Origin of the sequence: Streptomyces sp. NPDC047081 (assembly GCF_040643775.1) — a bacterium.
Lineage (GTDB): Bacteria > Actinomycetota > Actinomycetes > Streptomycetales > Streptomycetaceae > Streptomyces.
Map to the genome: position 1 here is coordinate 96,068 of NZ_JBEYUY010000015.1, position 12,726 is coordinate 108,793.

Consider the following 12,726-nt stretch of genomic DNA (forward strand, 5'->3'; position numbering starts at 1 on the left):
TCCCTTCAGCTCAGGCCGACCGGGCACGTCGGCACCGGCGCGGCGTAAGGCTATGGGCTCCCGGGGACTTTCGACAAGGGGTTAGGAAAGGGGCTTTATAAAGTCAGGCGCCCAGCACATCCCGTACGAAGGCGTTGGTGAACTTCCGCTGTGGATCAAGCGCCCGGGCCAGCGTACGGAAGTCGTCGAGCCGGGGGTAGCGCTCGCGGACCACCGACGCCGGCACGGTGTACACCTTGCCCCAGTGCGGCCGCGGCCCGAACGCGTCCAGCGCCTCCTCCACCCGCCGCACCACCGGCAGCACGGACGCGGTGTCCGCGATCCAGGTGAAGTGCAGCGCGACCGAGTCCCGGCCGTACGCCGGGCTGAGCCACTGCGGATCGGCGGCGACCGTGCGCACCTCGCAGGTCTGCAGCACCGGCGCGACCGTCCCCCGGATGCCGTCCAGCGCGGTCAGCGCGGCCACGGCGGCGGATCTCGGCAGCAGGTACTCCGACTGGAGCTCGTCCCCGCTGCTCGGCGTGAACTCCGCCCGGAAGTGCGGCAGCCGCTCGTGCCAGGGCCCGGGCACCCCGAACTGCTCGGTGCAGTTCTCGGCCGGCATCCCCGGCACCGGGTGCAGCTTCTCGGTCGCGGGCGCGGCCCACGGGAAGTCCGGCAACGGCTGGTCCGTGCGCCGCTTGAGCCACACCTGCCGGAACCCCGGCGCCCGCCAGTCCGTGAACAGACTCACGCTGTAGGCCGCCCCGGCGATCGTCTCGTACGCCGCCGAGTCCAGCCCTTCCAGCGGCAGTTCGGTGAACAGGTGCTGCTCGACCTCGAAGGCCGGCTCCAGATCCAGCGTCAGAGCCGTTACGACACCCAGGGCGCCCAGCGAGGTCACGGCGCCGTCGAACCGGTCGTCGCCGCGCCCGATCGTCACCGTCGACCCGTCGGCCGTGACGATCTCCACCTCGCGGACCGCCGACGCGAGCGGGCCGTTGGTGACACCCGAGCCGTGCGTGCCGGTCGCGACCGAGCCGGCCACCGAAATGTGCGGCAGGGACGCCATGTTGGGCAGCGCCAGCCCGTGCGCGTGCACCACACGCGCCAGTTCCGCGTACCGCACGCCGCCCGAGACCCGTACCGTACGGGCCGTCGTGTCGACGTCGATCACCGGCGGCAGACCGGCGATCGACAGCAGCACACCCTCCGGGCCCGGCTCGGCGATCTCGTTGAAGGAGTGCCCGCTGCCCAGGACCCGCACCGCCGCGCTGCCGGCCACCAGGCTCCTGAGCGCGTCGAGCGAGTGCGGGCGCTGGAGCTCCTTGGCGGTGTAGGTGATGTTGCCTGCCCAGTTGGTGACCGTGTCCGTCATCCCTGCCGTCCCTCCACGGAGTGTGTGCGCATACTGCTGTCCCCATACTGCTGACCGGGAAGGCCATTTCGTTGCCCGAGCGTCCCCAGGCGCTGTTCGCCCTGACCGCCGAGAACATTCCGCAGGTGTTCCCGCCGGAGGTGCTGGCGCGACTGCGGCAGTCCGTGGACATCGATCCCCGCCTGGTGGCCGAGGATTTCACGACCCCCGAGGTCAGGGAGATTCTCGCCCGCACCGAGATCCTCGTCACCGGCTGGGGGTGCCCCCGTGTGGACGCGGCCGCCCTCGACGCGGCGCCCAAGCTGCGCGCGGTCCTGCACTCGGCGGGCTCGGTCAAGGGCTTCGTCACGCCCGAGGTCTGGAGGCGCGGCATCGCGGTCTCCTCGGCGGCCGCCGCCAACGCGATCCCGGTCGCCGAGTACACCCTCGCGATGATCCTCCTGGCCGGGAAGGACGTCTTCGGCGCCCGCGAACGCCTGCGCGCCGGACGCCCCTTCCCCGGCTGGGAGTTCGTCCCCGGCATCGGCAACCACGGCCGCCGCGTCGGCGTCGTCGGCGCGTCCCGTATCGGCCGCCGCCTGCTCGACCTGCTGCGCCCCTTCGACCTGCGGCCGAGCCTGACCGACCCGTACGTCACCGAGGAGCAGGCCGCCGCGTTCGGCGTACCTCTGCTGCCGCTGGACGACCTCCTGCGCACCTCGGACATCGTGACGGTGCACGCCCCGGAGACCCCCGAGACACGGCACATGATCGGCCGGCGCGAGCTGGCGCTGATGCCCGACGGGGCGGTGCTGATCAACACGGCCCGGGGCGGTCTGATCGACCACGAGGCACTCATCACTGAACTCCGCACCGGGCGCCTGACGGCGATCCTCGACGTCACGGACCCGGAGCCGCTGCCGGTCGATTCACCGTTCCTCACCCTCCCGAACGCCTTCGTCACCCCGCACCTCGCGGGCTCCCAGGGGAACGAGGTGTCGCGTCTCGGGCGCGTGGTCGCCGAGGAGGCCGCGCGGTTCGTGGCCGGTGGGGAGCTGGCGCACAGGGTCGATCCGGCGGCGCTGGAGCGGGAGGCCTGAGCCGCGGAGTCAGTAGCCTGCGGGGTCTGTAGCCTGCGGGTTCATGACCCCTGAACCCCTGCCCGCAGCCCTCCCGGAGACCGACCGCACCCGCCACCGCCGCCTCCGCGAGCAGGGCAGCCTCGACCGGGCCGAGCTGAACGCGATCCTCGACGCCGGGTTCGTCTGTCATCTGGGGGTCGTGGTCGAGGGGCGGCCGATGGTCGTGCCGACGGTCTACGGGCGCGACGAGCGGCAGCTCTATCTGCACGGGTCCGTCGCCAGCCGCAGCCTCGCCGGCGGTACGCCGGTCTGCGTCACCGTCACCCACGTCGACGGGCTCGTCCTCGCCCGCTCCGTCTTCGAGCACGGCGTCAACTACCGCAGCGCGATGATCCACGGCGAGGCCCGCAAGGTCACCGACCCCGAGGAGAAGCTGGCCGGGCTGCGCCGGCTCACCGAGCACGCGACGCCGGGGCAGTGGACGTACGCCCGGCAGCCCAGCCGCAAGGAGCTCGCCGCCACCACCCTCCTCGCGCTCTCCCTCGAAGAGGCCTCGGTCAAGATCCGCACCGGCGCCCCCGACGACGGCGAAGGGCCCGACGCGGAACTGGGCCTCTGGGCCGGAAACCTGCCGCTGACCTCGGTCTGGAGCGCCCCGGTTCCGGACCCCCTGCTGCCCCCGGATGTCCCCGTACCAGGACACATCGCACGCCGGGAGGGGACCCGGCACGGCTGATGTCAGAGCGAGGGCATACCGTGAGGAGTCGTACGTCCGCACCGGGAGGAGACAACGGGATGGGCAGCCGTACCGCGCTGGTCGAGGATCTGATGGAGCGGTTTCCGCAGGTACCGCGGGAAGCCGTCTTCAAAGAGGACCTGCTGCGAGGTGGCGTGGCCTTCGACCCGTCCGCCCTCAGCGACAACGAGAGCGGCGAGGTGAAGCCGAAGTCGTACTTCATCTTCTCCTTCGACCACGGGACCCTGCCGGAGCTGGGTGAGGCCGCGCTGCGCCGCCCGCCGGAGGAGATCATCCTCACCGGCGGCCCGTACGACCTGCGGCGGACCGTCGTGTCGGTGCGGGTGAACCCGTCCTCGCCGTACCGCGTCGCCGCCGACGAGGAGGGCATGCTCGGCCTCTACCTCGACGGCAGGCGGATCGCGGATGTCGGCGTGCCGCCGATGCCGGAGTACTACCGGCACACGCTCAGCAACGGGAAGTCCGTCATGGAGGTCGCCCCGACCATCCAGTGGGGCTATCTGATCTACCTGACCGTCTTCCGGGTGTGCCAGTACTTCGGCGCCAAGGAGGAGTGCCAGTACTGCGACATCAACCACAACTGGCGCCAGCACAAGGCGGCCGGCCGGCCGTACACGGGTGTGAAGGACGTCGAGGAGGTCCTCGAAGCCCTGGAGATCATCGACCGGTACGACACCCAGAAGGCCTCCACCGCCTACACGCTCACCGGCGGCGCGATCACCAAGACCGTCTCCGGCCGCGACGAGGCCGACTTCTACGGCCATTACGCCAAGGCCATCGAGGAGCGCTTCCCGGGCCGCTGGATCGGCAAGGTCGTCGCCCAGGCGCTGCCGCGCGACGACGTGCAGCGGTTCAAGGACTACGGCGTGCAGATCTACCACCCCAACTACGAGGTGTGGGACGAGTACCTGTTCAAGATGTACTGCCCGGGCAAGGAGCGGTACGTCGGCCGCGACGAGTGGCACAAGCGCATCCTCGACTCGGCCGAGGTCTTCGGCGCGCGTAACGTCATCCCCAACTTCGTGGCGGGCGTGGAGATGGCCGAGCCCTTCGGCTTCAAGACCGTCGACGAGGCCATCGCGTCCACCACCGAGGGCCTGCGCTTCTTCATGTCGCACGGCATCACGCCCCGCTTCACCACGTGGTGCCCCGAGCCCACCACCCCGCTCGGCAAGGCCAACCCCCAGGGCGCCCCGCTGGAGTACCACATCCGCCTCCTCCAGGCCTATCGCCAGACCATGGAGGACTTCGGCCTCTCCTCGCCCCCCGGCTACGGCGAGCCCGGCCCCGGCCGCGCCGTCTTCTCCGTCAGCTCCTTCATGGACAGCCTCCCGGCACAGGACACTCCGGCCGAGGAGGCACCGAGCAGGGTGTGACTCCCGCCGGGAACTGGCCCGCCGGGAGGAGCCGGCCGGACCGCGGCTGACCGGAGCGAAGGGGCAACGGTCATGAGAGGGCGAGGCGACACGGCACAGACCGAGCAGTGGGTACGGCTGCTGCCGGGCCGGGCGGACCCGGTGGACGGCGAGGCCGCCCCGGACCGGCGGTGCTGGAGCGGATCCTGGCCGAGGACCCGCGGGCGCGCGGGGGACGCCCGCGTTCCCACCGGCCACCGGGGTCATCCCGGGCGACGTGGACCGGGGGCTCGACAGGGCGGGGCGCGGGGAGAGTTCGGAGGGGATGGCGCCGGACTCCGACAAGGCGGAGATGCTCTTCTCGGGGACCGCGCCGGACGGCATGGCCATCCAGTACTGGGAGGCACCCAACCCCTCGGGCGGCCTGTGCCACTACACGCGGGCGCTGGAGCCGGACGGGAAACCGACGGAGTCCGGCGGCTGGTCGGAGTGCGTCCGGGGCGGCGAGAGCTTCGACGGGACGTGCGCGCTGTGGTCCGCCGTGGACACGAACGCCCTGTCCGATTGGGGGTGGCCGTCTACGGCAGGGTGCCCCAGGGAGCCGTCGCGGCCCGGGTCGTCTGGGCGGGGGGCCGGACCGAGGGGCCGATGAAAGTCGGCCGGGATCGATACTTCGTGGCCTTCCTTCCGTATAACCCTCGGAGCAACGAGGAGTGGATGCAGGAGTACAGGACCGAGGCCCTCGACGCGCACGGGCGGGTCGTGGCGGTCGTGCACTCCGACCGGTAGGACGGCGGCCACCGGCGGTCGCCGTCGCGCGACCGCCGGTAACCGAATTTGAATAGGGCGCTTGTCAGTTGTGCGAAAACCGTGAAAGGCTCGGGCCCTGCCGCGAGGTTCCCCACAACTCCGTTGCCAATAAGGCGAGTTGACCTCGTATCTGGATGCAGGAGACTCATGCCCGACCTGCCGACCCCGAAGGACGCCGCCGAGGCCGCGCTGTTCTCAGAGTGCTGGGACGCGGTGCTTTCCTACGCCGACCTGTGCACCGCCGGCGCCTCGGCGGCCACCCAGCTGGCCACGGAGGCGTTCGCACTCGGCATACGCGAGGCCCGCGCCGCCGAGACCGGCACCGCCCGGAGCAGCGGCCGCCGCTCGCCCCGACTCCCCATGATCCCCCTGCTGCTGACCGCCGTACGCACCACGGCGGCGGCCTGGGAGACCGCGGGTCAGGGGCACGACCTCGACCCCGATCTGCGGCTGTGGCTCAACTCCGAGAAGGCCGCACGCTACACCGGACCCCCGCTGCAGCGCCCGCTCGCGCTGCGCGCCCTGCGCGATCTGCAGGAGGCGGACGCCTCGCTGCTGTGGCTCGCCGAGGTGGAGGCGCTGCCGCCGTCCGTCGTCGCCCGCAAGCTCGGGCTCGACCCGGCCGTCCTCGGCGAGGAACTCGCCCAGGTGCGCGGCCTGTTCCGGGACCGCAGCCACCGCGCCCACCTCGACACGCCGATGGCCGCGCAGTGCCGCAGCTACGCCCGCCTCCTCGACGCGGTCACCCGCCAGCCCGCCGCCGACATCCCCGGCGACCTCTCGCGCCACCTCGCCACCTGCGTGGACTGCGCCGAGGCCGCCGCCTGTCTGCGCGCGCACGGCGGCGGACTGCCCGCGGCCCTGGCCGGCGGCGTGATCGGCTGGGGCGGCCTCGCCTACCTGGAGCGCCGCCGCCGGGCCGCCGAGGTCCGCCTCGGCGTCGGACGCCCGGAACTCCCGGCGGGCGTGGGCGCTGACCCGAGGGCCGCCGGCGGCCGCGCCCGCGCCGTGCGCAACGGTCTCCTCGTCGCCGCCGTCCTGGTCTCGCTGCTCGCGCTGGCCGTGTCGATGATGCCGTTAGGCGGGGACAACGATGCCGCCGGCGGCGACAGCCCGACCGACAGCAGCCCCGTGGCGGCGCCCCGCCCGTCCGTCCCGGTCGCGCCGTCCACCGGCTCGTCCTCCGCGTCGGCGTCCCCGACCCCGTCCGCCACCGCCTCCCGGAGCGCGGACCGGAACCCCGACCCGGAACCCCAGGGCACCCACTCCTCCGCCACCCCCGCCACGTCCGGGCCCGCCGACGGCGACCCCGTCGTCTGCACGTTCTCGTACGACCTGGTCAACCAGTGGCCGGACGGCTTCCAGGCGACCGTCTCCGTCACCCCCACCGACGCCGTCGACGGCTGGCACGTGGCCTGGTCCTTCAAGGACGGCCAGCAGGTGACCCAGATGTGGGACGCGAGCTTCGCCCAGAACGGCTCCCGCGTCACCGCCACCGCCGCCGACTACAACAAGTCCGTCGCCGCGGGCAGCACCCTCTCCTTCGGCTTCCTCGCCTCCTGGAAGAGCAAGAACTCCCCGCCGTACGACATCACGCTGAACGGCCACAGCTGTGTGAAGTCCTGACGCGGAAAACCAGTTGACGCGATTCCGCCGCGACGGGCTACTGTTGCGGCGGTCGTCCGGCGAGTGGGTCGCCGGACCCGTGGAGAACCGAGGAGGTGTCGACCGATGGCTGTCTTTGCGATGAGTGACGTCCGCATCCAGATCATCACGTCCACCTCTGCGGCCACCGGCTGACCTCAACTCCCTTGCCGGGGCCGCCCTTTGAAGGGTCTCCCCTTGACTTCCAGCTCCGCTGCCCCATCCGTCTTCTCCGCGCTCGCCCCCTACGGCTGGGACGACGCATGGGCGGACGCGTTCGCCCCCCACGACACCGAAGGACTCCTGCCCGGGCGGGTGATCCGGGTCGACCGCGGTCAGTGCGACGTGGTCACCGCCGAAGGGATCGTGCGGGCCGACACCGCGTTCGTCACCCCGCACGACCCGCTGCGGGTCGTGTGCACCGGCGACTGGGTCGCCGTCGAACCCGGCGGCAACCCGCGCTACGTACGGACGTACCTGCCACGCCGTACCGCCTTCGTCCGCTCCACCTCCTCCAAGCGGTCCGAGGGGCAGATCCTCGCCGCCAACGTCGACCACGCGATCGTCGCCGTCTCCCTCGCCGTCGAGCTCGAACTCGGCCGCATCGAGCGCTTCCTGGCCCTGGCCTGGGAGTCCGGCGCCCAGCCGCTGGTCGTGCTGACCAAGGCGGACCTCGTGCCGGACGAGGTCACCCGGGCGCACCTCGTCCAGGACGTCGAGCTGTCGGCACCCGGCGTCACCGTGCTGACGGTCAGCGCCGTCGACGGCCACGGCCTCGACGTCCTGGTCGCCCTCGTCTCCGGCGGTACGTCCGTCCTGCTCGGCCAGTCCGGTGCGGGCAAGTCGACCCTCGCGAACGCCCTCCTCGGCGAGGACGTCATGGAGGTGCAGGCCGCGCGGGATGTCGACGGCAAGGGCCGCCACACGACGACCACCCGCAACCTCCTCGCGCTCCCGGGCGGCGGCGTCCTCATCGACACCCCCGGCCTGCGGGGCGTCGGCCTGTGGGACGCCGGGACGGGCGTGGGCCAGGTCTTCTCCGAGATCGAGGAACTCGCCGAGCGGTGCCGCTTCCACGACTGCGCGCACACCGCCGAGCCGGGGTGCGCGGTGCTCGCCGCGGTCGACGCCGGCGACCTGCCGGTCCGCCGGCTGGAGAGCTACCGCAAGCTCGTGCGGGAGAACCAGTGGATCGTGGCCAAGACCGACGCGAGGCTCCGCGCCGAGCTTCGCCGGGACTGGAAGCGGAAGGGCGCCGAGGGCAAGGCGGCGATGGAGGCGAAGCGGGGGCGCCGGCGGTAGCCGAGTGCCGCGTCCGTTTTCCGCCAGCCCGGTGCTCCGTACCGTTGGACACTGGAGGGCGTGATGGACGAAGACACCCGGTACGAAGCAGTGCGCAGCCGTGATGCCCGGTTCGACGGCGAGTTCTTCTTCGCCGTCCGGACCACCGGCATCTACTGCCGGCCCAGCTGCCCGGCGGTCACGCCCCGGCGGCACAACGTCCGTTTCTTCCAGACGGCCGCCGCCGCCCAGGGCTCCGGCTTCCGGGCCTGCCGCCGCTGCCGCCCCGACGCGGCCCCCGGCTCCGCGGACTGGAACGTCCGCGCCGACGTCGTGGGCCGCGCCATGCGGCTCATCGGCGACGGGGTCGTCGACCGCGAGGGCGTCGCCGGTCTCGCCACCCGGCTCGGGTACAGCGCCCGCCAGGTCCAGCGCCAGCTCACCGCCGAGCTCGGCGCCGGACCCGTCGCCCTCGCCCGGGCCCAGCGGGCGCACACCGCGCGGGTGCTGGTGCAGACGACCGACCTGCCGATCACGGAGATCGCGTTCGCGTCCGGCTTCGCCAGCGTCCGCCAGTTCAACGACACCGTGCGGGAGGTGTACGCCTCCACGCCGACCGAGCTGCGGGCCGCCGCCCCGGACGGCGGCCGGGCCGGGCGGCGGGTGGCCGCCCCGAGCGCGGGGATCCCGCTGCGGCTCGCCCACCGGGGCCCGTACCGGTCCGGCGCCGTCTTCGACCAGCTCGCCGAGCAGGCCGTGACCGGCGTCGAGGAGGTGAGCGGGGAGCGCCGGCGGCGCACGTACCGACGTACCCTCCGCCTCCCGCACGGCACCGGGATCGTCGCCGTCGACGAGCGGCCCGGCACGGCGAGGTCCGCGTCCGGCGCCCACCCCGGCGGCTGGCTGGACGCCCGCCTCCACCTCACCGACCCGCGCGACCTGACCACCGCCGTCGGCCGGCTGCGGCGTCTGTTCGACCTCGACGCCGACCCCTACGCCGTCGACGAGCGGCTCGGCGCCGACGAACGGCTCGCCCCGCTGGTCGCCGAACGCCCCGGGCTGCGCTCGCCCGGAGCCGCCGACGCCGAGGAACTCGCCGTACGGGCGCTGGTGGGGAAGACGGAGGCCGAGCGGCTGGTGCGGCGGTACGGCAAGGCGCTCGACGCGCCCTCCGGCAGCCTCACCCACCTCTTCCCCGAGCCCGCCGTCCTCGCCGAAGCCGAGCCCCACGGCACCCTGGGCGCGCTCACCGCCGCGCTCGCCGACGGCACCGTACGGCTCGACCCGGGCGCCGACCGCGACGACGCCGAGGCCGCGCTGCTGGCGCTGCCCGGCATGGACCCCGGCACGGTCGCCGTCGTCCGCACCCGCGCCCTCGGCGACCCCGACGTCGCCCCGCCCGGCCTGGACGTTCCCGACAGCTGGCGCCCCTGGCGCTCCTACGCCCTGCAACACCTGCGTGCCGCAGGAGAGTTGGACTGACCCGCCATGACCACCACCCTGTGGACCCGCGTCGACAGCCCCGTCGGCGCCCTCCTCCTCACCGCCGACGCCACCGGCGCGCTGACCTCCCTCTCCGTGCCCGGACAGAAGAACGGGCGGACGGTGCAGGCGGGTTGGCGGCAGGACAGCGGACCGTTCCGGGACGCCGAGGAGCAGCTCGCCGCCTACTTCGCCGGTGAACTCAAGGACTTCCGGCTGGAGTTCAGCACCGCGGGCAGCGAGTTCCGGGAGAAGGTGTGGGCCGCTCTGGACTCCGTCCCGTACGGGGCGACCGTGACCTACGGCGAGATCGCCGCGCGGATCGGCGCCTCCCGGGCCGCCGTACGTGCCGTGGGCGGCGCGATCGGCGCCAACCCGCTGCTCGTCGTCCGCCCCTGCCACCGGGTGATCGGCGCGAACGGCTCGATGACCGGTTACGCGGGAGGTCTGGAGCGGAAGGTGCGGCTGCTGACCCTGGAGGGCTTCCTCCAGGCCTGAGTCACTCCTCCTCCAGACCCCAGCTGTGGATCCGGCGCGGGTGTACGCGGATCACCTCCTCGCTGAAGTGCGGGCCCAACTCGTGCGGCCCGGTGAGGAGTTCGGCCTCCCCGCGGATGTCGATGCCGCGCACCTTCCACGGGCGCAGGCTGACGACGTCGTCCACGACCAGGGCCACCTTCGGGTTCTTCTGGAGGTTGCGCCACTTCTTGGTACGGCCCATCGCCAGACCGCCGATCAGGATCGTGCCGTCGTCCTGCGGGAAGAAGCCGACCGGGTTCGCCTGCGGCTGCCCATGCGGATCGACGGTGGCCAGCCGCCCCAGCCGCTGCGACCTCAGATACGCGCGCTCGGCCTCGCTGAATTCGGTCATACCCCCAGCCAACCACCGCCGCCCCGGCCCACGCATCGGATCCTCGCCCTAGGCCCAGGGCCCTACGTCAGCCCCAGATCACCGCGCCCAGCCACGCCCCCGCGATGAGCAGGCAGGTGAACAGCTCCGCCAGCACGCTGGAGCCGCCCGAGCGCATCGCCGTCCGCAGCGCCGCCCGTGCCTCCGCGTGCCGGCCCAGGCGCAGGCGTTCGCAGAGGTAGATGCCGCCCATGAAGCCGGGGATCGCGCCCAGGACGGGGACGAGGAAGAAGCCGAGAAGGGCGCCGAGACCGGCGTACACCCCCATGCGAGGCGTCGCGCCGCTCGCGCGCAGCCGGCGCGGCGGCAGCGCCCAGCGCACCACCTGGGACAGGAACAGCGCGACGGTGGCGCCGACCAGGACCCACCAGGCGACCGGCCGCGGGTCCTTCAGCGCCCACCACAGGACCGCGGCCCACACCAGCCACGATCCCGGCACTCCGGGCACCAGTACTCCGCACAGGCCGAGCAGGAGGACCAGGCCGACCAGCAGGAGGTCCCACACTCCCATGTGCCAAGAGTGCCGGAGGCGGGCAGGAGACGCAGGTCAGTGGTCAGCTGCCGGTGTCGCGGGTCACCCAGCCCCGTTCGTACGCGTGCCAGCCCAGCTGGAGGCGGGTGGTCACGCCGGTCAGCTCCATCAGGTGCTTAACGCGCCGCTGCACGGTCCGCAGGCCCAGGTCCAGCTGTTTCGCCACGCTCGCGTCGGTCAGCCCGGCCAGCAGCAGCGACAGCACCTCCAGGTCCGTGCCGTCGGGCCCGTCCGGCTCGTCCTCCGTGACGCCGTCGGCCCCCAGCCGCAGCGGCAGCGCGTCCCGCCACACCGACTCGAACAGCCCGGACAGCAGCTCCAGGAGGCCGCTCGCGTGCACCACCAGCGCGGCGGGCTCCGCGGTCCGCGAGGTCAGCGGCACCAGGGCGAGGGAACGGTCGGCCACCACCAGCTTGGTCGGCACCTGCTCCACGACCCGCACCTGCTCGTCCCGGCCGAGCGCGGCGGACAGCTCGGTCATCCCGTGCGGCAGGTCGAGCACCGAGCGCTCCACCACCACCCGGTAGCGGACCCCGCGGTCGGCGGCCTGCTCCTCGGCGTCGTTCTCCATGCCGGTGACGACCGTGGGCCGGCCCGTGACCAGCGCGCACACCTCCTCGCTCGCGCCCAGCTGGAGCTGCAGGAAACGCTGGGACACCGCGGCGGCGCCGGTCACCACCTCGACCAGGTCGTGCACGGCGGGTTCGGCGGCGGCCGCCCGGTACTCCTCCGCCAGCAGCGCCGCCGCCAGTTCGGCCTTCTCCAGCTCGTGCCGCTGCTGGGTGAGCAGCGCGCCCAGCGCCACGCCGGGCGGCGCCGCGACCCAGCGCCCCGGGCGGGCCGGCGACTGGGCCGCGAGGCCGTGCCGCTCCAGCCGGCGCAGCGTGCGCTCCGTGTCGTGCTCGCCGAGCATCAGCCGACGGGCCAGATCGGGCACGTCGGCGGCGCCCACGGACACCAGCGCCCGGTACGCCGACTCGTGCCTCTCGTCCAGCCCCAGCACTCCCAGCATCAGGCCCCGCCCCTCCCCGAACCCGCCCTCACGGCCCCGACCAGCGGCGGGACCGTGGCGGAAAACAGCCACGGCGCAAACCCGCCGCGGAACATCATCGCCGTACCACCGGTCACTCTGCCAAGGTGGCGCCACCGCAGTGTCAACCGCCTCCCGCCTGGGGAGGGAGCGCGGGGCCGGGAATCACAGCTGATCGCTAAGAAGACCGGTCACACTCGGGCCTGGCCGGACTTCGCCGACGTATTCCGTCCCGATCCGGCTACTCCAGAACGTGATCCGGGCCCGTGGCGTGCCGTCGGCGCACCGCCGGCACAAGGGGATCCGGGCCCGGGTCACTCCGGCGTCGCCGGGCGGTTCTCCCGTGGGGGGTGGAACCCCCCGGCGACTCACCGTGATCCGTGGCGGCGGCCTCCCGCGCACCTCGGTGGCGACTTCTCGCGCACCGCGGCGCCGACTTCCTGCGTACCGCCGTGGCGACTTCCTGCGCACCGCCGTTCGACGGATCACCCGACACGCCGTTCGACG

Annotated in this window: 11 protein-coding genes; 7 read left to right on the top strand and 4 right to left on the bottom strand. The window is 73.0% G+C overall.

Annotation, left to right across the window (positions count from 1 at the left end; translation table 11 throughout):
• Positions 1 to 103: 103 nt before the first annotated feature.
• Positions 104 to 1,357, bottom strand: a complete 1,254-nt coding sequence (locus tag ABZ848_RS27180; RefSeq protein ID WP_360836016.1) for an FAD-binding protein — start codon at positions 1,355 to 1,357, stop codon at positions 104 to 106.
• A 71-nt stretch (positions 1,358 to 1,428) separates the two neighbouring features.
• On the opposite strand from ABZ848_RS27180, the gene ABZ848_RS27185 reads away from it, so the two are divergent.
• The 7 genes from ABZ848_RS27185 to ABZ848_RS27215 all read left to right on the top strand — a co-directional run bounded on the left by ABZ848_RS27185 (position 1,429) and on the right by ABZ848_RS27215 (position 10,245).
• Complete coding sequence (locus ABZ848_RS27185; RefSeq protein WP_360836018.1) at positions 1,429 to 2,436, top strand: hydroxyacid dehydrogenase; 1,008 nt, start codon at positions 1,429 to 1,431, stop codon at positions 2,434 to 2,436.
• A 43-nt stretch (positions 2,437 to 2,479) separates the two neighbouring features.
• On the top strand, positions 2,480 to 3,154 hold the full coding sequence (locus ABZ848_RS27190) for a pyridoxamine 5'-phosphate oxidase family protein (protein ID WP_360836020.1): 675 nt from the start codon (positions 2,480 to 2,482) through the stop codon (positions 3,152 to 3,154).
• A gap of 59 nt (positions 3,155 to 3,213) precedes the next feature.
• A complete protein-coding gene (locus ABZ848_RS27195; protein WP_360836022.1) occupies positions 3,214 to 4,551 on the top strand; it encodes a radical SAM protein in 1,338 nt (445 codons plus the stop codon).
• A 936-nt stretch (positions 4,552 to 5,487) separates the two neighbouring features.
• On the top strand, positions 5,488 to 6,966 hold the full coding sequence (locus tag ABZ848_RS27200; protein WP_360836024.1) for a cellulose-binding domain-containing protein: 1,479 nt from the start codon (positions 5,488 to 5,490) through the stop codon (positions 6,964 to 6,966).
• A gap of 216 nt (positions 6,967 to 7,182) precedes the next feature.
• Positions 7,183 to 8,286, top strand: coding sequence for a ribosome small subunit-dependent GTPase A (gene rsgA, locus ABZ848_RS27205; protein ID WP_360836026.1), 1,104 nt, complete (start codon positions 7,183 to 7,185; stop codon positions 8,284 to 8,286).
• 63 nt (positions 8,287 to 8,349) lie between these two features.
• On the top strand, positions 8,350 to 9,747 hold the full coding sequence (locus tag ABZ848_RS27210) for an AlkA N-terminal domain-containing protein (protein ID WP_360836027.1): 1,398 nt from the start codon (positions 8,350 to 8,352) through the stop codon (positions 9,745 to 9,747).
• Between the two features lie 6 nt (positions 9,748 to 9,753).
• Positions 9,754 to 10,245 carry a methylated-DNA--[protein]-cysteine S-methyltransferase gene (locus tag ABZ848_RS27215; RefSeq protein ID WP_360836029.1) on the top strand — a complete coding sequence of 164 codons (492 nt, stop codon included), beginning with the start codon at positions 9,754 to 9,756 and terminating at the stop codon, positions 10,243 to 10,245.
• A 1-nt stretch (position 10,246) separates the two neighbouring features.
• On the opposite strand, the gene ABZ848_RS27220 is transcribed toward ABZ848_RS27215, so the two are convergent.
• The 3 genes from ABZ848_RS27220 to ABZ848_RS27230 all read right to left on the bottom strand — a co-directional run bounded on the left by ABZ848_RS27220 (position 10,247) and on the right by ABZ848_RS27230 (position 12,201).
• A complete protein-coding gene (locus ABZ848_RS27220; RefSeq protein ID WP_360836030.1) occupies positions 10,247 to 10,618 on the bottom strand; it encodes a PPOX class F420-dependent oxidoreductase in 372 nt (123 codons plus the stop codon).
• A 67-nt stretch (positions 10,619 to 10,685) separates the two neighbouring features.
• The gene (locus ABZ848_RS27225) at positions 10,686 to 11,168 is read right to left on the bottom strand and encodes a DUF456 domain-containing protein (RefSeq protein ID WP_360836031.1); all 483 of its coding nucleotides are present in this window, start codon (positions 11,166 to 11,168) and stop codon (positions 10,686 to 10,688) included.
• A 43-nt stretch (positions 11,169 to 11,211) separates the two neighbouring features.
• Positions 11,212 to 12,201 carry a helix-turn-helix domain-containing protein gene (locus ABZ848_RS27230; RefSeq protein WP_360836033.1) on the bottom strand — a complete coding sequence of 330 codons (990 nt, stop codon included), beginning with the start codon at positions 12,199 to 12,201 and terminating at the stop codon, positions 11,212 to 11,214.
• Between the last annotated feature and the right edge of the window lie 525 nt (positions 12,202 to 12,726).